17 protein-coding genes are annotated in these 22,965 nt (G+C 70.4%); 12 read left to right on the plus strand and 5 right to left on the minus strand.

All coding sequences use genetic code 11. The annotated features are described in order from the left end of the window. Nucleotides 1–150 precede the first annotated feature (150 nt). Together PFX91_RS21895 and nagA are read right to left on the minus strand one after the other, a co-directional pair. Nucleotides 151–459 carry a hypothetical protein gene (locus tag PFX91_RS21895; RefSeq protein ID WP_285734809.1) on the minus strand — a complete coding sequence of 103 codons (309 nt, stop codon included), beginning with the start codon at nucleotides 457–459 and terminating at the stop codon, nucleotides 151–153. A gap of 104 nt (nucleotides 460–563) precedes the next feature. Further along, complete coding sequence (nagA, locus tag PFX91_RS21900; protein WP_285734812.1) at nucleotides 564–1,703, minus strand: N-acetylglucosamine-6-phosphate deacetylase; 1,140 nt, start codon at nucleotides 1,701–1,703, stop codon at nucleotides 564–566. Nucleotides 1,704–2,341: 638 nt separating this feature from the next. On the opposite strand from nagA, the gene PFX91_RS21905 reads away from it, so the two are divergent. After that, complete coding sequence (locus tag PFX91_RS21905) at nucleotides 2,342–2,857, plus strand: NADPH-dependent FMN reductase (RefSeq protein ID WP_285734863.1); 516 nt, start codon at nucleotides 2,342–2,344, stop codon at nucleotides 2,855–2,857. Nucleotides 2,858–2,938: 81 nt separating this feature from the next. On the opposite strand, the gene PFX91_RS21910 is transcribed toward PFX91_RS21905, so the two are convergent. Next, nucleotides 2,939–3,865: a DMT family protein gene (locus PFX91_RS21910; protein ID WP_285734814.1), complete on the minus strand. Its 927-nt coding sequence runs from the start codon at nucleotides 3,863–3,865 to the stop codon at nucleotides 2,939–2,941. 343 nt (nucleotides 3,866–4,208) lie between these two features. On the opposite strand from PFX91_RS21910, the gene PFX91_RS21915 reads away from it, so the two are divergent. The 7 genes from PFX91_RS21915 to PFX91_RS21945 all read left to right on the plus strand — a co-directional run bounded on the left by PFX91_RS21915 (nucleotide 4,209) and on the right by PFX91_RS21945 (nucleotide 16,160). Continuing rightward, on the plus strand, nucleotides 4,209–6,098 hold the full coding sequence (locus PFX91_RS21915; protein ID WP_285734816.1) for an SGNH/GDSL hydrolase family protein: 1,890 nt from the start codon (nucleotides 4,209–4,211) through the stop codon (nucleotides 6,096–6,098). Next, nucleotides 6,095–8,035 carry an MmpA family trehalose lipid delivery protein gene (locus tag PFX91_RS21920; RefSeq protein WP_285734818.1) on the plus strand — a complete coding sequence of 647 codons (1,941 nt, stop codon included), beginning with the start codon at nucleotides 6,095–6,097 and terminating at the stop codon, nucleotides 8,033–8,035. The genes PFX91_RS21915 and PFX91_RS21920 overlap by 4 nt, the downstream gene beginning before the upstream one ends. Continuing rightward, the gene (locus PFX91_RS21925; protein ID WP_285734819.1) at nucleotides 8,032–8,172 is read left to right on the plus strand and encodes a hypothetical protein; all 141 of its coding nucleotides are present in this window, start codon (nucleotides 8,032–8,034) and stop codon (nucleotides 8,170–8,172) included. The genes PFX91_RS21920 and PFX91_RS21925 overlap by 4 nt, the downstream gene beginning before the upstream one ends. Nucleotides 8,173–8,406: 234 nt before the next feature. Further along, nucleotides 8,407–9,765 (plus strand): glycosyltransferase family 4 protein, encoded by a 1,359-nt coding sequence (locus tag PFX91_RS21930; RefSeq protein WP_285734821.1) that lies wholly within the window; start codon nucleotides 8,407–8,409, stop codon nucleotides 9,763–9,765. Further along, entirely contained in the window at nucleotides 9,762–14,195 is a 4,434-nt protein-coding gene (locus PFX91_RS21935; RefSeq protein WP_285734823.1) for an alpha-(1->3)-arabinofuranosyltransferase, read from the plus strand. The genes PFX91_RS21930 and PFX91_RS21935 overlap by 4 nt, the downstream gene beginning before the upstream one ends. Beyond that, complete coding sequence (gene pgfA / locus PFX91_RS21940; RefSeq protein ID WP_285734825.1) at nucleotides 14,192–15,217, plus strand: cell envelope lipid trafficking protein PgfA; 1,026 nt, start codon at nucleotides 14,192–14,194, stop codon at nucleotides 15,215–15,217. Before PFX91_RS21935 ends, pgfA begins: the two co-directional genes overlap by 4 nt. Nucleotides 15,218–15,308: 91 nt before the next feature. Further along, nucleotides 15,309–16,160 (plus strand): SOS response-associated peptidase, encoded by an 852-nt coding sequence (locus PFX91_RS21945; protein WP_285734827.1) that lies wholly within the window; start codon nucleotides 15,309–15,311, stop codon nucleotides 16,158–16,160. A gap of 256 nt (nucleotides 16,161–16,416) precedes the next feature. Here PFX91_RS21945 and PFX91_RS21950 read toward each other — a convergent pair whose 3' ends face one another. Beyond that, nucleotides 16,417–17,238, minus strand: coding sequence for a class I SAM-dependent methyltransferase (locus PFX91_RS21950; protein WP_285734828.1), 822 nt, complete (start codon nucleotides 17,236–17,238; stop codon nucleotides 16,417–16,419). 331 nt (nucleotides 17,239–17,569) lie between these two features. On the opposite strand from PFX91_RS21950, the gene PFX91_RS21955 reads away from it, so the two are divergent. From PFX91_RS21955 to PFX91_RS21970, 4 genes are all read left to right on the plus strand, one after another. Continuing rightward, nucleotides 17,570–18,286 carry a sigma-70 family RNA polymerase sigma factor gene (locus tag PFX91_RS21955; RefSeq protein WP_285734831.1) on the plus strand — a complete coding sequence of 239 codons (717 nt, stop codon included), beginning with the start codon at nucleotides 17,570–17,572 and terminating at the stop codon, nucleotides 18,284–18,286. Continuing rightward, nucleotides 18,283–18,591 carry a mycothiol system anti-sigma-R factor gene (rsrA, locus tag PFX91_RS21960; RefSeq protein WP_285734833.1) on the plus strand — a complete coding sequence of 103 codons (309 nt, stop codon included), beginning with the start codon at nucleotides 18,283–18,285 and terminating at the stop codon, nucleotides 18,589–18,591. Before PFX91_RS21955 ends, rsrA begins: the two co-directional genes overlap by 4 nt. A gap of 816 nt (nucleotides 18,592–19,407) precedes the next feature. Next, a complete protein-coding gene (locus PFX91_RS21965) occupies nucleotides 19,408–20,763 on the plus strand; it encodes an HD-GYP domain-containing protein (protein WP_285734865.1) in 1,356 nt (451 codons plus the stop codon). Next, complete coding sequence (locus tag PFX91_RS21970; protein WP_285734835.1) at nucleotides 20,763–22,097, plus strand: HD-GYP domain-containing protein; 1,335 nt, start codon at nucleotides 20,763–20,765, stop codon at nucleotides 22,095–22,097. Before PFX91_RS21965 ends, PFX91_RS21970 begins: the two co-directional genes overlap by 1 nt. A 75-nt stretch (nucleotides 22,098–22,172) precedes the next feature. Here PFX91_RS21970 and PFX91_RS21975 read toward each other — a convergent pair whose 3' ends face one another. Beyond that, nucleotides 22,173–22,913: a GntR family transcriptional regulator gene (locus PFX91_RS21975; protein WP_285734837.1), complete on the minus strand. Its 741-nt coding sequence runs from the start codon at nucleotides 22,911–22,913 to the stop codon at nucleotides 22,173–22,175. Nucleotides 22,914–22,965 lie beyond the last annotated feature (52 nt).

Consider the following 22,965-nt stretch of genomic DNA (forward strand, 5'->3'; position numbering starts at 1 on the left):
GCCGTCGCACGTGGCCGAGGCGGGCGCCGCCGCGCGCGGTCGACGCGGGCCCTGCGGTGTCCGACCGGTGCGGGGGCCGGCCCCTCGCGGGGCCTCCGGCCGGTCGCGGACGGGGGCGGTGCCCAAAGGCACCCCCCGCCCACGTGGGCGTCACTCCTTGGTGGCCCCCACGAGCCACGCGATCTTGTGGGCTGTGACGCCGAGGCTCCCACTGCTGCCCAGATGGATCCCGAACGAGGCGATGAACGCGTGGTCGTGCTCCCGGCGTTCACACACCACGTCCTCCACCACGCAGGTGGAGGACGGATTGCTGACGCGAAGGCAAGGTGACTCACCGTCGATCACGTCCGCCCGCACGTCGTAGTCGGCCAGCTCGGCTGCGAGCCTGCTGAGGTGCTCGTGCTCCTCAGAGGGCACACGGGTCGGCTGCTCGTCCTTCGTCTGTTTTGACTTGGCCATGGCGCAGATCCTTTCGTGTCGAGCGTGGTGGCTCTCCTCGATGCCCTGACGCCATTGTCACTCAGTGTCACATTGCTGCTTGGTAACAAGGTTGCGACACGCCGTCACACGAGCCAGGCGCCTGCGTGCATCACCTCGCGGACGGTGAGTTCGTGGTCGAGCACGACGAGATCGGCACGGCCGCCGGGCTCGATCCTGCCGGCGCCGTCCAGGCCCAGAGCCGTCCCCGGAACGGACGAGGCCGAACGCACCGCCTCGGGCACGCTCACCCCCAGCCCCCGGACGGCGTTGCGTACGGCCTGCGGCAGCACGATCGTGCTGGAGGCGATCGCCCCGCTCTCGACCAGCCGGGCCTCTCCACCGCTCACCCGCACCCGCAGGTCGCCCAGTGTGTACTCGCCGTCTCCCAGCCCCGTCGCTGACATCGCGTCCGTCACCAGCGACACCCGGTTCGCGCCCGCGGCGTCGAACACCAGGCCGGCGGCGCCGGGGTGGACGTGCACGTTGTCCAGGATCAGCTCGACCGTCACCCGCTCGTCGCCCAGGGCGGCCGCGATCGGTCCAGGATCCCGGTGTCCCAGGGGACGCATCGCGTTGTACAGGTGGGTGGCCACCGACGCGCCCGCGTCGAAGGCCGCCAGGGTCTGCTCGTAGGTGGCCTCGGTGTGGCCCACGGCGGCCACCACACCGGAGGAGACCGCCGCACCGATCAGCTCCAGGGCGCCCGGCAGCTCGGGAGCCACGGTGATCATGCGCACGTGACCGCGACCGGCCTTGAGCCAGCGGTCGAACTCGGCGGTGTCCGGCTCACGCAGCAACTCCGGGTCGTGCGCTCCGCACCTGGACCGCGCGATGAAGGGACCCTCCAGGTAGATGCCCGCCAGTTCGCCCGTATCGCACAGCTCGGCCAGTGTCGACACCTGACGGACGGTGTCCTCGGGCGATGCCGCGACCAGCCCACCCACCAGTGTCGTCACCCCTCGGGCCCGGTTGAAGGCGATGATCCTCCGGATGCCCTCGGGATCGGCGTCGGTGAAGGAGTGCCCGGCCCCGCCGTGGAGATGGGTGTCCACCATCCCCGGTACGACCCAGGCGCCGTCCACGTCGTGGACCTCACCACCCCGAGCGGGTTCGCCCGAGCCGAGCGCGGCCACGCGACCGTCCTCGACTCGCAGCCATCCGTCGTGGACCCCCTCGGGGGTCACGACGCGTGCGTTGGCCAGAGTGACGGGGGTCTGGACCATGGTGGGGCTCTCTTCCTGGCGTTCGACGAAGGACGGTGGCTCCTGCTGCCTCGGGAGGTCGTCGACGGACCGCCCCGGTGGTGTGTCGCACATTACACAGGCGTCGGTGGCGTGTCCGGGAAGGGGGAGGAACTCCGGGGCGGAGGCCCGTTTCTGCTGTCCAGCCGGAGGATCCTGCTCGCGGGGACGATCGCCCGTGCACCGGAACGCCGTGTTCCCGGTGTGTTCTCGCGCACGGAGGAGAGCCGTGCGCATTGACGATCGAGGCGGTGAACCCCATGATGGAGGCATGTCCGCCGGTGAGCTGCTCGTCCAGCGCCTGCATGTCGATCTGAGACAGCAGGCGAGCGCGCTCTGTCGTAGCTAGCGCCTTCGCGGGGCCGCGCCCCGCGCCACGGGTATTCCCGTGCTCCGTGCCCTTCGCAGACACCGGACGCTCATTCACCCCGCCCTCGGGTTCCGGGCCCCATCGGCCCGTGGAGCAGCCCTTCCAGGCCCGGCACGTACGAGTTCCGGACGACGACGTCCGCTCCCGTGCCGGTGGGAGGAACGACCCCCTCTCCGGTGTCGTCCCGATCACCGCCCCCGACACCTCTCCGGTCACACCGGCTCGCTCCGACCGAACCCAGGAGTTCTCCATGACCCGCTTCACCGTGCTCGTCGCCGCCTCCCGGAACCGTTCCTCCGTGAGGGCGGCCGCCCTGCGTGCCGCCTCCGAGGTGGCCGCCCGCGCCGGCGTCGATTCCCGGCCGGTCGTCGTCGACATCGCCGATCTGGGCGCCGAACTGCTCACGGACTCCTCCCCCGCCGTCGAGGACGCCCTGGAGAGGGTGCGCCGCAGCAATGTCCTGCTCGTGGCCTCCCCCCAGGTGCACGGCACCTACACCGGCCTGCTCAAGGTCTTCCTGGACCGCCTGCCCGAACTGGGACTGGGCCACACCGTCGCGGTACCGCTGGCCGTGGTGGAGGACCTGCGCAACAGTCGCGGTATCGAGGAGGACCTGCGCGTCCTCCTGGCCGACCTGGGCGCCTGGGTGGCCGAGCCCGGCCTGATCCTGGCGGAGGAGGAGGTCGACCGGCCCGACAGCGTGGTGCGGGCCTGGGCCGACGTCACCGCTCCCGGCCTGCGTCAGGCCGTGTCGGTGGCGGTCTGAGCCCTCCCTGATCAGAGGCCCCACCCTCGCGCCATGGGTGGGGCCTCGCCCCTTTTCCCGGGGTGGAGAGAGGGGAAGAGGTCAGGAGTGGTCGGCGTCCTCGGGGACGGAGGAGGCGGCACGGGCGCGCCTGCGGCCGATGTCGGCCTCGACCTGGGCCACGTTGCCGCGCACCAGGACGATCACCACCAGCGTCAGGGCGAACCCACCGACGCGCAGGGCCAGCATGGCCGGGTCCTCGGGGAGTCGTTCCCCGAACAGGACCGTGCCCATCACCACCATGAAGACGTTGCCCGCGACGTTGGCCACGGGAGCGGTGACGGAGGCGCGGGAACGTTGCAGCGAGGTCTGGAAGAGGACGATGCCCACCGCCCAGCCGAGGGCGTACAGGTAGGGGTAGGGGGACAGCAGCGCGGGGGCGATCGCGTTCCACAGGCCGTGTTCGGCGAGCAGGCCGCCCAGCCCCTTGCCCTGGAGTCCCGCGCTGCCCTGGGCGAATCCGGCGGCGACGCCCATCGCGGCGGCCGACATGTACCTGCCCCGACCACCGGCCAGTCCCACCACGGCCAGGCAGAGCACCACCGTGGCCAGACTGACCAGGATCAGGAGCGGGGTGCGGGCGCTGGTGCCGGTCTCCGCGCCGTCCGCGGTGGACAGACTGAGCAGGCCGAGTGCCACGGGCATGACGGCGAGCGCGACATATTCTCCTCGGGTGAGACGCTCCCCCAGGAGGAGGGTGAGGACGAGGATGCCACAGGCGACTCCGGCCGCGAAAGCCGGTTGGACCACCGAGACGGGAGCCAGACCGAGGGCGACGATCAGGCCGACACTGCCCACGGCGGCGAAGAAGCAGCCGAACACCCAACGGGGGTTGGTGAGCAGCACTCGCGCCAGGTGCAGCGGCCGGTGGATCGAGATCGACTCCGATCCGTGCAGGGCGCGCTGTTCCACGGTCAGGCCGACGGTGTAGACCACGGCGGACAGCAGCGCGACCAGGAGTCCGATCACGGGCGGACCTGCTTTCTTGTCGGAGGTCGTGGCCGGTGCGGCGGGCGTGGTGTCGGAAGCGGCGACCGGGGTCCGTTCTCCACGGGTCGTCCTGGGCCGTCGGGGGCATGGGGCGACCGGAGGTCGTCGAAGCCGTCGAGGGCCGGCTACCGACCGAAGCGCGGTTTCCGAGGGACGGAGCCTGACATCGTCGTCCACGGCTCGGCCGGCGGAGGCGGGGCCGGGGAAGGTTGACGGCTTCCATATAACCAGTTCTAGTCTGGTCTGACGAACCCCCTGTTTCCGGTCGACGGTCTCGACGGTCACCAGGGGTGGCGGAGCGGGGATAGAACCTGTTCTGCGAATGTCCACAGGACGCGACGACGAGGGATGGGGCACGGTGCAGGACCCGCGTGGGCCGGACGAGCAGGCCCCCAAGCCCCAGGTCGCGAAGGACGAGGAGTCGGGCGTGGTGAAGGACTCCGGGAATGGGACCTCCCCACCGACGCCTTGGTCGCGTGTGGCCGAGCGCCTTCGGCCTCGCCGTCCCCGCTCCGATGCCCGACGTCTCTCCTGGCGTGCCCTCGCCCCATGGCGGTACCGCTCCACGCGCTTCGAACCCGGACCGCTCGGACTGCTCGGGGTCATGCTGGCGGCGATGGCCGTCACCTTGTTGCTCGTCCAGACCGGTTCGGGCGGGACCGGCGGCCCCGGTGCGGGCGACGACGGCGATCCCGTCGCCGTGCCGGGTCCTCCCGAGGGGGAGTTGCGCGTCATGGTCGTCGGCGACTCCCTGTCCCAGGGGAGCAGCGGTGACTACACCTGGCGCTATCACCTGTGGTCCCATCTGCGCCAGACCGACGTGGACGTCGACTTCGTCGGCCCCTACGACGGCATGTACGGACTGACGGAGGAGGAGTTCGACAACCAGGACTACGCCGATCCCGACTTCGACACCGACCACGCCGCGCGCTGGGGCGCCTCCGCCGGGGACCTGGCCGCCGACGCCGCACGGGTGGCGGCCGAGTACGAGCCGCACTACATGCTGCTTCTCGCCGGAATCGAGGACATCCTGGCCGGTGACGGGGCCGACCGGGCGTTGGAGGGCATCGGTGAGACCGTGTCCACGGTGCGTGTGGTACAGGGAGAGACCCGGTTCGTCATCGGGGAGTTGCCGCCGGTGGAGGGCACCGGGGACGACGGACCGGTCAACGATGAGATCGACCGGTTCAACATGGGGGTGGTCGACCTGGCCGAACAGCTGACCTCCGGGGACTCGCCGGTGGTGATCGCCCGGATCGCGGACGGATACGTGCCGGCCCACGACAACTGGGACGAGGCACATCCCAACACGCGTGGCGAGCTGAAGATCGCCGCGGCCTTCGCCGACGTGCTCGCCGACCCCCTCGGGGTCGGAGGGGCCTACCGGCGACCGCTCCCGGAGATGTCGGTGGGACCGCTGAGGCCGGTCGAGCCCACCGCGGAGGAGTCCGACGACGGCCTGGTGCTCACCTGGGAGACCGTGCCCGGAGCCACCGACTACAGAGTGGTCCAGCGCCGGATCTCGCCCGCCCCCGACGAGCCCTTCGTGCTGCCCGTGGACGTGGACCTGGACGGTGACCGTGGTTCGGTCCTGGTGGAGGCGCTCTTCAGTGGGGCCGACTACGAGTTCGTGGTCCGTTCCTACAAGGGCCGCGACGAGGGAGCCGAGTCCGAACCCCTCCGGTGGGTGTGGGACGACGAGCCGCCTCCGGGCCCGTCCTGGGTACGTGTTCGCGACGGCGGGTCCGTCGTGGAGTGGGAACCGGTGGAGGAGGCCTCGCACTACGAGGTGTGGGTGCGTGTGCTGGACTGTTCGCCCTCCAACGACCGACGTCTGCCCGTGGACGCGTGGGAGGGTACGGGTCCCACGGACGATCCGGACGACGGGGGCGGGGAAGGGCCGCCCTCGGCGGGAGACGGTCCGCCGAGGCCCGAACCGGAGCCGCCGTCCACGCCCACGCCGCGGCCGCCCGGACCGGACGGGCCGGCGCCCACTCCCGATGTCCCCGAACCGGTTCCGGGGCCGGACTGTGAACGGCGTGACGGGCGCGGACCGGGGAGCGGGCAGGGCTGGCACACGCTCGGCTCGGTGGGAGAGGACACGCACTGGTCGGCGACGCTCTCCGGAGCCTACGAGGTGGTGGTCCGCTCCTACCGCGACTACGTGGAGGGCGGTCACTCCGACAGCGTCCTGCTCTCGGAGGGGCGATGACCTCCGGGGTCGCCCTCCGGCGGGCCGCACGGTCGCTTCCGTGGGCGGTGGGGCTGGTCGCCGGGGTGCTGGCGCTCGGCCCGGCCCTGGGGCGCGGTTACGTGCTCCGCTACGACATGGTGTTCGTGCCGGACCTCGCGCTGGGAACGGTGCTGCGGGGCGCGGACGGATTTCCCCGTGCGATCCCCAGTGACGCCGTGGTGGCGGTCCTGTCCACGGTCCTGCCGGGGGACGTGGTGCAGTCACTGGCGTTGCTCGCCGTGTTCACCGTGGGCGGGGCCGGCGCCGCCCGCCTGATGTCGCGCGCGCTGCGTGAGGAGGGGTCGGTCCCGGGACTGCTCGCCTCGTCGGCCGCCGGGGTGGCCTATGTGTGGAACCCGTTCGTGGCCGAGCGCCTGTTGTTGGGGCAGTGGGCGGTGCTCCTGGGTTACGCGGGCCTGCCGTGGGTGGTGGGGGCCACCGCCCGATTGGCCTCGGTCCGGCCGATGGAGGGGCTGGCGGGCCTGATACGCGCGCTGGTCCCGGCCGCCGTGGGCGGCTTCTCCTCGGTGGTGCTGACCGCCCTGACGGCGGGGCCCGTCGCCCTGTGGCGCTTCCGCCATCGAAGCCGTCCCACACCCACGGTGCGGGACGGCGCCCGCGCGGGGGCGAAGGAGCACGTTCCCGGAAGGCGCTGGTGGGTGCGGGCCGGACTGTTCGCCCTGGCCCTGACGGTGATCGCCCTGCCGTGGCTGCTGCCTTCCCTGGTCAGTGGCGCGCGCACCGACCCCGCCGGAGTGGAGGCCTTCGCCGCGCGCTCGGACACCCCCTTCGGCGTGGCCGGTTCCCTGCTCCTCCTGGGGGGGATCTGGAACTCCGGCGCGGTGCCGGCGGGGTACGGCGAGCCGGTGACGGCCACGGTGCGCCTCCTCCTGTGCCTGACGGCGTTGGCGGGCTGGGCATGGTGGTCGTTTCGGGGACGCCCGGAGTTCGCTCCGGGCCTGTCGGTGGCCGCGGTGGCGGGCACCGCTCTGGCCCTGCTGGGGACCACCGCGGCGGGACGTGACCTGGTGGTCTGGCTGGTCTCCCTCTGGCCGGGCTTTGGGACCCTGCGCGACGGTCAACTGTACGTGGCGCCGTTGGCCCTGGTGCAGGCACTGGGGGCCGGGGCCCTCGTGCTGTGGGTGGCCGGTCGTGGAGCGGCGCCCCCACGTGGCGTACGGGGGAGGGGACGGGCCGGGGGGACCACCGGGAGCGGTGCGCCATGGCGCGTGGGGATCGCCGTGTTCGTGACGCTGCTTCCGTTGGTGACCCTCCCCGGGCTGCTGTGGGGGGCGGCGGGGCGCCTGGCCCCGGTGCACTATCCCGAGGCGTGGTCGAGGGCCCAGGAGGCGGTGGCCGCCGACGACCGTCCCGGTGCGGTGCTGGTCCTGCCCTGGAGCGCCTACCGGGGGCTGGACTGGTCCGGACGTCCCGTGGTCGTCCTGGACCCGGCGACCAGACTCTTCGATCGGCGTACCCTGTGGAACGACGACCTGGTGGTCGGCACCTCCGACGGAGGGACGATGGTGGTGGCCGGTGAGGACACCCGTGCCCGGCGGGTCGGTCGCATGCTCGACCCCGACCCCACGACCGGGCTTCCGGAGCGACTCGACCCCGGTGAACTGGGGGCGGCCGGAATCCGCCACGTCGTGGTCTCCGCTCCCGTCGATAACCGGTTCTGGTCAGGGGTGGAAGGTCTCGCCACCGTGGTGAAAGGACCGGACATGCTTCTTCTTCGCGTTCCGGATCAGCATGTGAAGGCCGATGAAGCCGCTGTTCCAGGGTTGGAAGTTACCGGCGGGTTAGTTACAGTTGGGGCAATCATCTGGTCTGTGGCTAGATCAGGTTCTAGTCTCGTTTTCCAGCGCTCCGGACCCAGCGCGGGATCGGGCGCGCGGAAGGAGATCTCCAAGTGATCAAGGTAATCGCCGCCTGCGTGATCGGTGCGGCCCTGGCGGGGGGACTGACCTTCGTGGCCACCAGTCTCGCCACCGACACCACCGCCACCGCGGAACCGGTCAACGAAACCCTCTACAACTACGGCGACCGCTAGATCGACCGTACGGCGGGAGGTTCGTGGGCGCCTCGCCCCCAGTGGGGCGTCCCGCTTCCCGGGCCCGCGGCTCCAGGCACCGTCCCTGCCCGCGCCTCACCATCGACGTCCGGTCCACGGGTCCGTTCGGCGTGCGCTCCGCCCTTCCTCCGAAGAGGGCCTCGTACGTGTCCATGACGCGCGAAACGCGTCCCGGCACCCGGTTCGTCCGGACACCACGCGGAAGGAGAGCGTGTGGTCTTCCAGAAGGCCCACCGGCTCTGTCCGGAGACAGAGCCCGCAGTGGTCACCCCCGTTCCGGTCGGCGTTCCCCTCCCGACCGAGGCGGAGACCGACACGGACGTCCACGGTGCCCTGGAGGTCTCCACCGACCTCGGACCACGCCTGGACGGTGTCCGCCTGGTCATGGTCAACTGGCGTGACCCCTGGCAGTCCACCGCCGGGGGAGCGGAGGAGTACGCCTGGCGGATCAGCCGCCACCTGGCCGAACGCGGCGCCATCGTCACCTTCCTCACCAGCCGTGAGCCCCACCAGGCCCGCGTGGAGACCCGGGACGGCATCGTCATCCGCCGCATGGGAGGCAGGTTCACCGTCTACCCGCGGGTCATGGCGTGGTTGACCCTGTGGCGGCGCGAGTACCGGCTCGCCTTCGACTGCATGAACGGCATCCCCTTCCTGTGCCGCCTCGTGCTGCGCCGGAGCACCAAGGTGGTCAGCATCGTCCACCACGTCCACGATCTACAGTTCAACGCCTACTTCCCACGACCGATCGCCTGGCTGGGTCGCTTCATCGAGTCGGCCGTCGCCTCGCGTGTGTACCGCCGCTGTACCACCGTCACCGTCTCGGAGTCCTCCCGTCGGGCCATGCGTGAGAAGCTCGGTTGGCGCGCGCCCATCGAGATCATCCACAACGGCGGGCTCCCCGGACCACAGAAGCCCTTGGACGACGCTCCCTCCTCCTCCGATCTGGGAAGCCCGGCGGTGGTGAGCCTGGGGCGCCTGGTGGTTCAAAAGCGCGTCTCCCAGGTGGTCGACCTCGCTCGTGAGCTCGGCGACGAGTACCCCGGTCTGAAGGTGCACATCATCGGCCGCGGACCCGAAGGCGCCCCCCTCGCCGAACAGATCGAGCGTGACGGCACGGGCGACCGTGTGGTCCTGCACGGTTTCCTGCCCGAGGAGGACAAGAACAGCGTCCTGGCCTCCTGCCACCTCCAGGTCACCGCCTCCGAGTTCGAGGGCTGGGGGCTGACCGTCATCGAGGCGGCACGCCTCGGTGTGCCCACCGTGGCCTACGATGTGGACGGGCTTCGCGATTCGGTTCGCGACGGTGAGACCGGATGGCTGGTGCGTGAGGGCGAGAACCTCGCCGACGTCGTCGATCGCGCGCTCAAGGAACTCTCCGACCCCCGCCGGGCCGAGGAGATTCGTCGCGCCTGCCACGCGTGGGCGTCCCGGTTCACCTGGGAGGCCAGCGGCGCGCGGATGGCCCGGCTCGTGGCCCGAGAACTCGGACTTCCCGGCGGCGCGGACCCCGACCCCTCCCATCCCTCCGGTGCTCCGGACACGGCAGCAGGCAGGAAAGCGAAAAGTTGACTCGGACGGAATCCACCGCCAGGCGCGAACCGGAGGATTCCCGCACATCGCTCTTCTTCGGGCTGGACGAGAGGCTACAGGCGCGGCTGAAGGTCCTCGCGGTGTGCCTGCTCCTGGGGGCGCTGGCCGCGAGCATCGATCCCGGAAGGATCGTCAGTGACACCAAGCTCGACCTGACGGCCGATCCTCTGGGGTTCATGGAGCGCGCCCTGCACCTGTGGGACGCGTCCTACTTCGGGCAGATCCAGAACCAGGCCTACGGGTACTTCTTCCCCAACGGGCCCTTCCACCTGCTGTTCGACCTGCTCGACATGCCCGACTGGCTGATCCAGCGCCTGTGGATGGCCGTCCTCCTCATCGCCGCCTTCACCGGTGTGTACAAGGTGGCCGGGGCGTTGGGGATCGGCACCGTCAACACCCGCATCCTGGCCGGGCTCGCCTACGCCCTGGCCCCGCGCGTGCTGACGCTCCTGTCGTACAACTCCGCCGAGCTGCAACCCATGCTGCTCATGCCCTGGATCCTGCTGCCGCTGATCCTGGGCGCCCAACGGGGTCGTTCCCCGGCCCGCATGGCCCTGCTCTCGGGCGTGGCCTTCCTCCTGTGCGGCGGTACCAACGCCGCATCGGAGCTGGCCGTCCTGGTGGTACCCGGCCTGTACCTGCTCACCCGCGCCAACGGCCCCCGCAAGTGGCGACTCATCGCCTGGTGGGCGGTCGCGCTGATCCTGGCGTCCTTCTGGTACATCGTGCCGCTGTTCCTCATGTCGCGGTACGTGTTCTCGTTCATGCCCTTCACCGAGGACGCGGCCGTCACCACCGGGGTCACCTCGCTGCTCAACGCGCTGCGCGGAACCTCCAACTGGATGGGCTTCCTCCCCGACCAGGGCAACACCGCCCTGCCCTCGGGCGCGGAGCTGTCCACCACCCCATGGCTGATCGCGGTCACCGCGATGGTCGCCGGTCTGGGCCTGGCCGGGCTCATCAACCGGCGCACCCCCGAAAGACCCTTCCTCATCGCCACCCTCCTCACGGGCACGGCGATCATCGTCGCGGGCTTCACCGGCGACCTCACCGGTCCCTTCGCCGGCACGATGCGGGAGCTCTTCGACGGTGTCCTCTCCCCGTTCCGCAACGTGCACAAGTTCGACGCCCTCGTGCGCCTGCCCGTGGTCCTGGGTCTGGCGCACCTTCCGGTGGTGGTGGCCCGCGACCGCGCCGACCGTGCGGGCACGCCCGTGCCCGCACGAGTACGCCGCGCCGTGGCGGGCGGTACCGGAGCCCTGTTCCTGGTCACCCTCGTCCCCATCGGCACCGTCGGGATCGCCCCCGCGGGCGGCTTCGCCCAGATCCCCGACTACTGGTACGAGGCGGTCGACTGGCTGGAGGAGCGCTCCGACGAGCGGGGCATGACCATGGCCCTGCCCGGTTCGGCGCGGGGCGAGTACGAGTGGGGCCGACCCCTCGACGAACCCCTGCAACCCCTGCTGGACGGTGCCTGGACCAACCACCAGATCATCCCCTGGGGTTCGGCCGGGGTCTCCCGGCTCCTCCACGAGATCGACCAGCGCGTGTCCTCGGGTCGCGGATCGGCGGGGCTCGCCGACACCTTCGCCCGTATGGGGGTCACCCACCTCGTGGTGCGCAACGACCTCCAACGCGTCGCCAACAACGGGGGCTGGCCGGCCCGCGTCCACCAGACGTTGAAGGACTCACCGGGCATCACCGAGGCGGCCGAGTTCGGTCCGGTCATCGGCTCCCTCGACCACCAGTCCGCCTCCCAGTGGTTCGACCAGCCCTACCGAGCCCTGACGATCTACGAGGTGGAGGACGCCGCGCCCACGGTGGGCACCGTGCCCGCCGACGGGATGCTGAGGGTCACCGGCGGACCCGAGTCGCTGCTCCACCTGGCCGAGCAGGGGCTGGTCGACGACGACCGCCCGATCCTGCTCGGGGACGACCCCGGGACCGAACTGATCGACGCCGAGGACACGATCGTCACCGACACCGCGCGTCGCCGCGAGGTCGTCTACCCGGACGTACGGCGCAACGTGTCGGCCACGCTCACCGAGGACGAGGAACTCGAACGCGAGGTCCCCGCCCCCGACGTCCTCGATCCGGCCTGGGAGGGGTACGTCGCCCACGCCGAGGACCTCGGGATCGCCTCGGTGCGCGCCTCCTCCTCCGAGGCCGGGGCGGGGGCGCGTGCCGTGGACCGTGACCCCGGGCACGCCCCGCACGCCACACTCGACGACGATCTCGGCACCTCGTGGCGGTCCAGCGCCTTCACCGGTGCCCTGGGAGAGTGGATCGAGATCGAGTTCACCGAGCCGCAGGACCTCACCGGGCTCAGCATCGCCTTCGAACAGCTGGCCGACGAGCCGCCGCCCTCCCGGGTCGCCCTCATCACCGACACCGGTGAGGTGGAGGTGCCCGTGGCCGAGACCGAGGACCCCCAGGAACTGGTGGCCCCGCCGGGGGAGACCACCACGCTGCGCGTGAGGGTGGAGGAGCTGGCCTGGGAACCGGAGTACCGTTTCGGCACCCGCGTGGGCATCTCCTCGATCTCCGTGCCCGGCCTGGAACCGGCCCGCACGCTGCGGGTGCCCGGACCCGCCGACACGGGGACCCTGCTGTTCACCGGTTCCACGGGGACCGCGCCCGGATGCATGGAGGGCTCCCACGTGTGGGTGTGCAACCCGCGCCTTCAGGTGCAGGGTGAGGACGCGCGCGGCCTGGACCGTACCTTCGAACTCTCCGCGGAGACCGCCTCCATGCCGCACGTCGTCTCGGGCGAGGTCGTGCTCACCGACCCGCGTGAGGCGGAGAACGCGGCCAACCGGGCCGGCCCGTACCCGCACGTGACCGCGTCCTCGACCGCCGTCCGACATCCGGCGGCCATGGGCCGTGGCGCGTTGGACGACGACGAGAGCACCGTGTGGTATCCGGACCCGGAGGAGAAGAACCCCTGGCTCGACATCGCGTTGGAGGAGCCGACCACGATCGGCCACCTGGAGGTCGACTTCCCCCGTGCGGACAGCGTGCTGCGGCCGATCCGGGTCACCGTGGAGGGTGGGGACACCGTCCGCGAGGGATGGCTGGACGGAAGCGGTCGGGTGGACTTCGCCGAGTTGACCGCGCGGTCGTTGAGGGTGACCTTCGAACGCCCCGAGGGGCAGGCCCTGGAGATCGGCACCATCACCCTGCCCGGGGTGGACCCGGTGGACCCGGTGCCCGAGGGCGAGGCCGTCACCACCTGCGGCCTCGGTCCCGTCCTGCGCGTCAACGGCCGCCGCGTGGAGACACGGATCAGTGAGGGGACCCTCGCCGACCAGCTCACCGGCAAGCCGTTGCGCTACGAGAGCTGTACCGACCTGGACATGGTCGAGGGCGAGAACCGGATCGTGGTCGACCCCGGAAACCGCTACGAGGTGCGTTCGGCGCTGGTGCGGTCCGCCGACCCGTTGGCGGACCGCCCCGAGGTCACCATGTCGGCGGTGGAGACCCTGCGCACATGGGGCCCCGGCGAGCGCGGATTCGACGTCGACGTCGACGAGGACAGCCTGCTCGTGGTCAACGAGAACTTCAACGAGGGCTGGGAGGCCCGTCTGGAGGGAACGGACGGTCCTCTGGAGCCGATCCGGCTGGAGGGCTGGAAGCAGGCCTGGGTGCTCCCGGCCGGCAGCGCGGGCACCGTGACCCTCGTCTACACGCCCGACGACACCTACCACAAGGCCCTGACCGTGGGCGCGGGCCTGGCCGTGCTACTGGTCGTGTCGGCGCTGTGGCCGAGGCGTCTGCCGCCCGGCGGCGGACGGACCCCGTCACCGACCGGGGCACGCGCCCTGCCCGACGCCGAACCCGGATGGCCGAGCCGCCGGATGATCCTGCCCCTGGGCCTGGCCTACGGGGTGTGGGTGGCCGGTGCGGCCGGAGCGCTCCTGGTCGGCCTGATCCTGCTGGGCATGTGGTGGCTGGGCCGCCGCGCGCCCCAACGTCTGCGTCACGCCAAACCGGGGCGACCGTCCCTGGGCGGACGGATGTTGCCGCACCTGGCCGGGCCGTGGCCGGTGGTCCTCTCGCTGTCACTGGCCGGCCTGGCCATGGCCGTGGGCACCTACTTGGCGCTGTACATGCCCTTCCACGACATCACGCAGGTGCTCGGGGGAGCGCTGCGCGGATGGGTCGCCCAGTCGCTGTGCCTGCCCGCTCTGGCCCGACTCGTCCTGGCGCTGGGACAGCGGGGCGACGGTGAGCCCGCCGACGCCCACCCGGCCTCGGTCCGCGAGCGGGCCGGTGGCACGGACGGGGACATCGTGGTCGAGGGGGCCGGAGCCGCCTCCGACGGTGACGTGAAGGGCCGCTCCGGCGAGGAGAAGCCGCCCGAGGGCGACGACGTGCCGGAGAACGACCCCCAGGAGGCCCGCACATGAGCGCGCCCAGGACCGACGACCCCGCCCACGACCAGGTCGGGCCGGGGGCCGGGTCGAAGCGCCCCGTGCCCCCGGGCACGTTGCTGGTGGCCGTCGGCGCCTTCCTCCTCACCCTCGCCGCCCTGTCGCCCCTGTACGTGTACGAGAGGGTGGCCCTACTGCCCGCCACCGCGCGGTTCGACGTGCGCATGGTCGCCGAGGACGCCTGGTACCTGGACACCTCCACGTGGTCGTGGGCCCAGACCGACGAGCTCACCAGGTCGACCCGGGTGGACGCCTCGGCGCACGGCGGAGACTGGTCGGCGTGGGAGATGTCCGTGGACACCTCCGTACCCGACCGGGTGATCGACCACTGGAGCCGACGCGTCATCGTCGACCGTCGGACGGGGCGGGCGGTGAACTGCTGTGGCGAACACGTGGACGGGGACCGCGCCGTCCGTCAGGCGGGGCTCGTCCACTTCTGGCCGCCCGGGGTCGAGGCGGGCGACCACACGCTCTACGACGCCGAGGTGCGCTCGGCACCGACGGTGCGGTTCGAGGGTGAGGACGAGGTGGCGGGCGTACCGGTACGCCGGTACGCCCAGTCGATCGAGAGCACCCAGGTACCGGACTCGGCGCGCGCGGTACCCGCCGGGCTCTTCCGCGAGGGGGCGTCGGGGACGGTGACCGCCACACGCTGGCTCCAGGTCGATCGTACGTTCTGGGTGGAGCCGGCCAGCGGCATCGTCGTCAACGCGAGCGAGAGCCGGTCGGAGACCCTGCGTCCGCAGAACGATACCGGTGAGGTGCCCTTGTTGCACGCGGAACTGGCCATGGCCGACTCCCAGGTCCTGGCCTACGCCGAGCGGGCGCGTGTGCGCTCGGTGCTGTTGCGGGCCCTGGACTCCTGGGCGCCGTGGACCCTGGCCCTCCTGGGAACGCTGACGGTGCCGGCGGGCCTGCTCCGGGCCTGGCGTACCAGGGGCACCGCCGGTGACGCGGGGGAGGACACGGACCCCGAGCCGCTCGCAGCGGACCCGTGAGGTCCCGCCTCTTCGCCGGAACGGGACGGAAGGGCCGCCGCCACGGGTGTTCGGCGCAAGGAACGGGTGTCCACGTCATAGGATTCCTTACATGTGCGGTCGTTATGCCCAGTCACGGAACGTGCGACAGTTGCAGTTCGCCTTCGGTCTTCCCGAGGAGGCGGTGCCGGAGGAGGTCGACCACCGGGCCTGGCCCCCTCTGGAGGAGCTGGCGCCGGACTACAACATCGCGCCGGGACGCTCCGTCTACGCCGTGCTCGGACCGCCCCCGCAGGGGGAGGGGCCGGAGACGGAGGGACCGCGGTCCCTGCACACCATGCGCTGGGGTCTCGTCCCCTCCTGGGCCAAGGACCGCAACATCGGCTACCGGATGATCAACGCGCGCAGCGAGACCATCGCCGACAAGCCCGCCTTCCGCACGGCCTTCCGGCGGCGCCGCTGTCTGCTGCCCGCCGACGCCTACTACGAATGGCAGCTGATCGGCAGGGACGGGACGGTACAGGCCAGCACCTCGCCCGTCACCGACCCCCACCACAGGAAGCGCAAGGCCAAGGCGGACAAGAAGCCCTACTCCATCCACTACCCGGACGACCGGCCCCTGGCGATGGCGGGCATCTTCGAGCGCTGGCGCGACCCCGAGGTCCCCGAGGACGATCCGGCCGCGTGGGTGTGGAGCTGCGCCGTCATCACGACCGAGGCGGCCCCCGAACTCGCCCACATCCACGAGCGCATGCCGGTCATCATGCCGACCGAGAACTGGACGGCCTGGCTGGACCCGCGCACGGGGACCGACGAGCTGGCGCACCTGTTGGAGGAGACCCCGGCCGACCGGTTCGCGGTCGACGAGGTCTCCACCGACGTCAACAGCATCAAGAACAACGGTCCCGAGCTGCTCGAACCCGCCTCCTCCACCCAGGACGGCGGTCCGGACACACTCTTTTGACGCCAAGGAGAACGGCCCGGTCGGAGGTCGGACCCGGCCACGGTGCTCCGGGCCGTACGGAACGCCACGCCGGTACGTGTCCCACGGACGCCTTCCACGCGTTCGCACGTCCTGCCGCGCAACGCGGGGGCTCGCGCCATGGCGGTGCGGCTCAACGGTGGCGCCGACCGAGAAACCCGTTCGGGTGACCCCACGGTCACGGTGCGGCCCCGGTGCGCCCGTCCTCTCGCGGGGCGTGGCGGGGCCGTCCCTCAGGTCATCCGGGTTTCCTCGCGCTCGCCACCAGGTGCACCCCGACGTAGTCGTCGGACTCCGTGGCCCGCAGTTCCATCTCCACCAGGTGGCCCATGGACCTGGGGTCGCGTGCCAGCATCATCTCCACCGTGGAGGCGGACAGCACCGTACGCGGTTTGACCCACTCCAGCTCCAGACCGGCGTCGGTGACCGTGTCGGCCAGCTGCTCCGCGGTGAAGCAACGGGTGATGGACCCGTCCGGCCAGGGAACGAGGAGTACGTCCGCCCTGGGCGCGTGACTCAGCTCGGGCCAGCGGTCCTGTTCGGCCAGCATCGCCATGCCCAACACCACCGAGTCCACGCACAGCAGGGTCCTCCCTCCGGGGCGTAGGACCCGGGCGACCTCGGCCAGGGCAGCCTCGGTCGCCAGGTGGCGGGACAGCACCCTGTTGTCGGCGATGACCCCGTCGAAGGCCTCGGAGGCGAAGTTGCGCAGGAACGCGGAGTCGCCCACCACCTGGCGCAACCGTCCGCGACGTGCGGGGGAGGAGACCGGTGAACGGCTGTTCACCAGGGTCAGCGGGCTGCGTACCGCCATGTCCGGGGAGGGGAGGAGGGTGACCACGTCGTGTCCCGCGGCCACCGAACGTTGGGTGCTCTGGAAGTCGGGGCCGGACACGTCGAGGAGACGAGAGGCGGTGTCGGGAAGCCAACGGGCGATCTGAGCCTCTGCGACCGCCCAGTAGAACCGCCAGTAGTCCGACAGCCGGTCGGGGGTGGCGAACTGGGCTGCCGTCGACCGAGAGCGGTCGGAGGCCGGAGTCGAGGACGGTCGCACGTGCACTCCTCTCCCATCCTTCCATTGGTCTTACCCGCACTCTGCCATGCCTTACCTCCGATGACGCCGCCAAACGGCGAAGTCCGGCGCACGTGGGGACCGACAGCCCGCACATGGAGGACCTTCGTCCCTCGGAGTTCGGAATCAGCCCGCGAGGAATGTTGTTATCCACCACATCGCGTCCGGCACAGAGGACCGGACGTGGGATGGACGGTTACGCGGGGAGGGTCACAAGACCATGCCGACTGCCGGGGCGTGCCTTGAGCGCGAGGAAGCGGTGTCGATGCCCCCAGGCGTCGATGCGCGGGTTCGTGCCATGGGGTCGTATCGTTGGGGTATGGATGCCCCATCTGGGAACGGTACGAGGAGGCCGACGGGCTTGGAACAGGGTCAAGGGCAGGAGACGGCCGAGGAACGGGACGCGCGGTTCGAAAGGGATGCGCTTCCCTACCTGGACCAGCTCTACTCCGCGGCGCTGCGGATGACTCGCAACCCCGCGGACGCCGAGGACCTCGTCCAGGAGACCTTCGCCAAGGCGTTCGGTTCGTTCCACCAGTTCAAGCAGGGCACGAACCTCAAGGCGTGGCTCTACCGCATCCTCACCAACACCTTCATCAACTCCTACCGCAAGAAGCAACGCGAGCCCAGGCAGGCGGGGACCGAGGACATCGAGGACTGGCAGCTGGTACAGGCCGCCTCGCACACGTCGTCGGGACTGAAGTCGGCCGAGGCCGAGGCGCTCGAACATCTTCCCGACAGTGACGTCAAGCGGGCGCTCCAGGAGCTGCCCGAGGACTTCCGGATCGCGGTGTACCTCGCCGACGTCGAGGGCTTCGCCTACAAGGAGGTCGCGGAGATCATGGGGACGCCCATCGGGACGGTGATGTCCCGCCTGCACAGGGGGCGCCGCCAGCTTCGGTCCCTGCTCGAGGAGTACGCGGTGGAGCGGGGGTTCCTGCCGGCGAGGGAGGCGGCGCAGGCCGCAGCGGTCGCTTCGGGAACGCCCGCACCGGGACGGGGGAAGAACGGTTCGGATCGAGGAGAGCGGCAATGAGCGGCGGCCACGACAAGCACACCGACACCCCGTGCAGTGAGGTGCTCAACAAGCTCTACACCTACATCGACGGTGAGCTCGAGGAGTCCAACTGCGATCAGATCCGGAGGCACCTGGACGAGTGCGCCCCCTGCCTGGAGGAACACGGCCTCGAAGAGGCGGTGAAGAAGCTCGTGGCCAAGCACTGTGGGTGCGACCCGGTACCGACGGGTCTCAGGGCCAAGGTGCTCGAACGCCTGGAGCGGGCGCGCACGGAGCAGTTGGCCCGTGAGACGAGGACGGGGTCCCCGGGGGCGCCGGCCTGAGGGACGGTCCCCGTAGCGATTCGCGTGAGGGCGGAGGCTGGAATTCCAGCCTCCGCCATTTTTTATGTCCCCTATGTCCCTTTTCTGTATTGTCATGTTCTGTTGTGATGTGAGAAATTTGTGGGCTTTTGTGGGTATCTCGTCGTGGAATCCCCGTGCCTGTCGGGGTTTTGGTCACGGCCCCTCTGCTGGAGGCATGGCGCATCGTTCTCAACACGCCCGGCACGCCCGGGGGGTCTCGTCCGTAACCGACTCGGAATGATTTTTCCTATGGCTTCCGAGCTGCGATCAACTTGCTTACTTTGCGTAGTCATGCCTGGTGGGTGTGGCCTCGGGGGTCGAGGGGGAATCGGCATGGCCGTAGAGGTTCGGCGGTCGGTGTCCGGCTCGTGTGCCTTACGTAGAGTGATATTCCGTTGCCGCTAATTGAATTAGTAATTCCATATTCCGGAATTTGATCCCCTCTGTGAGTGGTGTGTCGGAGGTGGTTCGGGCCGGGGGTAATCAGGACACTGTCGTTGCCCGTTAAACTGGACTCCATATCCAACGAATGGGGTAATTTACGCGGCGTGCCCGGGGAAAAGACGGTGCGTCTGCGTTCGGAGAGGGGGACGACATGTTCGTCGGTGTACTTCACATCGCTATGGCAACTGTTTGGGCCGCATCCACCTTCACCGGATGGTCCTGGTGGTAGAACAGAACCGGTGAAATCATGACAGGCAGGTTGTAGTCGGTAGGGGGTGAACGGGGGTGCGGGCTCTTCCCGGGGGCGCGCGTGTCTACATCGGAATCGTCGTCGTCAGCGCTGTCGTCGTCATGCTCGTCGGTCCCTACACGGGTCTGGACCTACGCACGCTGGCCCTGGTGGCGGTGCTCTTCGTGGTCGCCGAGTCGATCAGCACGGCGGTGCTCACGAGCGTCAGAGCCGGGATCTCGCCGAGTTCCGCGGTGTCCCTGGCCGCGGTCGTCCTGGTCGGACCGGTCGGGGCGGCCGTGGTCGGTTTCGCCTCATGCCTCGTCATCCGAAGGCAGAGCCTCATCAAGCGGGTGTTCAACGGCGCGCAGTTCGCGCTGGCGGCCTACGCCGCCGGACACGTCTACCTCCTGCTCGGTGGAACGGTGGGGGAGCCCGGTAGGGAGGACTTCCCCACCATCGTCATCCCCTACGTCGCGGCCGTCCTGGTCCACTCCCTGGTCAACTCGGCGCTGATCGCCGCCCTGATGTGGACGCTGGGCGACCTGTGGCCCAAGGGCCCTAGGGGCAGGTTCCACTGGCGACCGCTGCTGGCCGTGGAACTGGCCTCCATGGGTTACCAGATGCTCGGCCTGGCGATCGCGGCCGTCTGGGAAGGGCTCGGTCTCGTCGCGCCCCTGTTGGTGTTGTTGCCCATGTTCATCGCGCGCTGGACCTTCGCGCAGCAACAGGACGAGGTGCGTGCGCACGAGGCCACACTGGCCACCCTCTGCCAGGCGGTGGAGACCAAGGACTACTACACCCGGGGCCACTGCATGCGCGTCGCGGAGGGCGCCGCCATGATCGCCCGGGAACTGGGCATGCCCGCCGAGCGGGTACAGAAGATCAGGTACGCCGGGATGCTGCACGACATCGGCAAACTCGGAGTTCCCACCAGGGTGTTGCAGAAGACGGGGAAACTCACCGAGGAGGAGTACGCGACCATCAAGCTGCATCCCACGCGCGGCTACGAGATCGTGCGGGAGATCAGCTTTCTGGACGAGGCCCTGGCCGGAATCAGGCACCATCACGAGCGACTCGACGGGCGCGGATACCCCATGGGGCTGGTCGGGATGGAGATCCCCGAGTCGGCGCGCATCATCAGCGTCGCGGACGTGTTCGACTGCCTGACCTCCACGCGTTCCTACCGCAAGGCGTGGTCGGTGGAGGAGGCCATCGCCGAACTGCGGGCCTGCGCCGGGACCCAGTTCGACCCCAGGATGGTGGAGGCGCTCGTGCGCGCCGTGGAACGCGAGGGTTGGGAGACGCCGGACGTCACCGAACCGCCGGGCGGCTGCTACGGATCCGAGGCCGCCGAGGAGGCCGCCGCCGCGGTGGTCACCAAGGACCGCGGTGAGGTGTCCGCCGCCTCCGAGGAGGGCTCCTCCACGGAGTCCACGGCCTCGGCCGAAGCGGTAACAGGTGGACGTGACCGGTGATGACACAGAGCCAGTCGGACACGCCCCGTTCCTTCGGGGCGACACTGAACGGGCCCGAGGGCGGGGCCCTGAACCACCAGCGCCCGCGCGGGCCGATCTGGCGCACCCATCGCCCCGTCCGCGCCGTGCTGGTCGCCGTCGTGGGGGCCTGCGCCTTGGCGGCCCTGGTCCGCACGGCCGTCACCGGGTTCGTGGAACCCTACGTGGCCCTGTCGTTCTGTCTGGTCATCGCGGCCGGTGAGCTGGCCAGGATCACCCTGCCCGGACACCGTGAGGCCGCGCCCGTCGCCTCGGCCGGGGCGATCAGCTACGCGTTCCTGCTCACCTTGGGGTCGGGCCCCCTGCACCACTCCGCCTGGCAGGTCGTGGCGGTGACCTCCCTGGGGGTGGCGCTGGGAGAGCTTCCGCACATCGCCGTGGGACGTAGTCCGAGGGTGGAGGGAGTGGCCCGCAGGATCCTCGTCGCGGCGCTCCTGGCGGTCTCCTTCCGACCCCTGGCCGAGCACCTCGACTTCTCGGGGCCGTCGGTGCCGGCGATGTTGCTGATGGCGGTCCTGGTCGTACTCACCTGGACGGTGGACGCTCTGACGGCGGCCGTGCTCCGGGCCGAGCGGCTGCGCACTCGTCTGCGTGTCGCGGTCCGGGACGAACTGCGCGCCCAATCCGCCCTGGGGGTGGCGATCGGCTCCAGCGGTGTCCTCATCGCCCTGGCCTGCGCGGTCACGGGGCTGGCGGGCCTCCTGGTGTTCTCCGCCCCGTTGCTGGTCTCCCAGGCGGCGTTCCGCCGTCACGCGGAGGTACGGCGGACCTACCTCGAGACGGTGCGCGCGCTGTCGCGTGTGACAGAGGTGGGAGGCTACGTGGAGAACGGGCACTCGCGTCGCGTCAGTCAGCTCGCGTACGGGATCGCCTGTGAACTCGGATTGGCCGAAGCCGAGCTGAGGGAGCTGGAGTACGCCTCCCTGATGCACGACATCGGTCAGCTCTCCCTGCGGGAGCCCATCGCGGGCGGTGCCACCGTGCTCGCCTCCCCGAGGGAGCAGCGGCGTATCGCCGAACTGGGTTCGGCGATCATCCGTGAGACCGGTGTGCTGGACAACGTGGCCGAGATGGTCCGTCGTCAGTGTGAGCCGCTCGCCGGCGACGGGGACGAAGGGCCGCCGCCGCTGGGCAGTCGGATCATCAAGGTGGCCAACGCCTTCGACGACCTGCTCGGTGAGCACGGTGACGCCGAACGCCGTGCCGCGGTCCTGGAGCGCCTGCGCATGGACACCGGCAGCGAGTACGACCCCCGCGTGGTGGACGCCCTGGCGACGGTGCTCTCCCGAACCTGACCCCTCGGGTACGGCGGATGGACGCCGACGGCCTCCACCCGCCGCGGGCACGGTGCTCCGGCGGCTCGTGCGCCGTCATGCCAGGGGCGGACGCAGACGCGTGACGAACTTGTAGCGGTCGCCCCGGTACAGCGAACGCACCCATTCCACCGGATGCCCGTCACCGTCGAAGCTGTGCTGGCAGTGCAGGACCAGGGGCAGACCCACGTCCACACCCAGCAGGCGTGCCTCGTCCGGGGTGGCCAGGACCGTCTCGATGGAGGCCTCCGCCTCCGCGAGGGAGACGTCGTAGGCGCTCGCCAGGGCCTCGTAGAGGGAGGCGTAGCGGTCCAGTTGCCGACGCAGGCCCGGAAAACGGCGGGCCGCCAGATGGGCGGTCTCCACGGCCATGGGCTCGCCGTTGGCCAACCGCAGCCGTTCGATGCGCAGGACCCGTCCGCCCGAGCGGATCGACAGGAGTTCGGCGAGTTGGTCGTCGGCGTTGATGTAGCTCACGTCGAGGATGCGGGTGGCGGGGTGCAGGCCGTGCGCGCGCATCTCCTGGGTGTAACTGGTGAGCTGGAGGACCTGGGAGACCTTCGGTTTGGCGACGAAGGTGCCCTTGCCCTGGATGCGCAGCAGACGTCCCTCGACCACCAGCTCGGTGAGCGCCTGGCGGACCGTGGTCCGCGAGGTGCCGAACTGTGTGGCCAAGGCCCTCTCCGGAGGAACCGGGTTACCCGCGGGCATCGCATCGATCAGCTCCAGGAGCTGCTCCTTCACCTGGTAGTACTTCGGCACCCGTGGGTTGCCGTCCAGTGCGCGCTGGCCAGTCATCAGTCTCCTTCACCGAATCCCGCACCTGTTCGTCCGCACCTTCCCCAGGACC

The sequence above is a fragment of the Nocardiopsis sp. ATB16-24 genome (genome assembly GCF_030271535.1).
In the GTDB taxonomy this organism is placed as follows: domain Bacteria; phylum Actinomycetota; class Actinomycetes; order Streptosporangiales; family Streptosporangiaceae; genus Nocardiopsis.

Bases quoted from the DNA above. Each gene is read 5' to 3' on its own strand.
- PFX91_RS21895 (WP_285734809.1), bottom strand. From the start codon at position 459: ATGGCCAAGTCAAAACAGACGAAGGACGAGCAGCCGACCCGTGTGCCC.
- nagA (WP_285734812.1), bottom strand. From the start codon at position 1,703: ATGGTCCAGACCCCCGTCACTCTGGCCAACGCACGCGTCGTGACCCCC.
- PFX91_RS21905 (WP_285734863.1), top strand. From the start codon at position 2,342: ATGACCCGCTTCACCGTGCTCGTCGCCGCCTCCCGGAACCGTTCCTCC.
- PFX91_RS21915 (WP_285734816.1), top strand. From the start codon at position 4,209: ATGTCCACAGGACGCGACGACGAGGGATGGGGCACGGTGCAGGACCCG.
- PFX91_RS21920 (WP_285734818.1), top strand. From the start codon at position 6,095: ATGACCTCCGGGGTCGCCCTCCGGCGGGCCGCACGGTCGCTTCCGTGG.
- pgfA (WP_285734825.1), top strand. From the start codon at position 14,192: ATGAGCGCGCCCAGGACCGACGACCCCGCCCACGACCAGGTCGGGCCG.
- PFX91_RS21945 (WP_285734827.1), top strand. From the start codon at position 15,309: ATGTGCGGTCGTTATGCCCAGTCACGGAACGTGCGACAGTTGCAGTTC.
- PFX91_RS21955 (WP_285734831.1), top strand. From the start codon at position 17,570: ATGGATGCCCCATCTGGGAACGGTACGAGGAGGCCGACGGGCTTGGAA.
- rsrA (WP_285734833.1), top strand. From the start codon at position 18,283: ATGAGCGGCGGCCACGACAAGCACACCGACACCCCGTGCAGTGAGGTG.
- PFX91_RS21965 (WP_285734865.1), top strand. From the start codon at position 19,408: ATGCTCGTCGGTCCCTACACGGGTCTGGACCTACGCACGCTGGCCCTG.
- PFX91_RS21970 (WP_285734835.1), top strand. From the start codon at position 20,763: ATGACACAGAGCCAGTCGGACACGCCCCGTTCCTTCGGGGCGACACTG.
- PFX91_RS21975 (WP_285734837.1), bottom strand. From the start codon at position 22,913: ATGACTGGCCAGCGCGCACTGGACGGCAACCCACGGGTGCCGAAGTAC.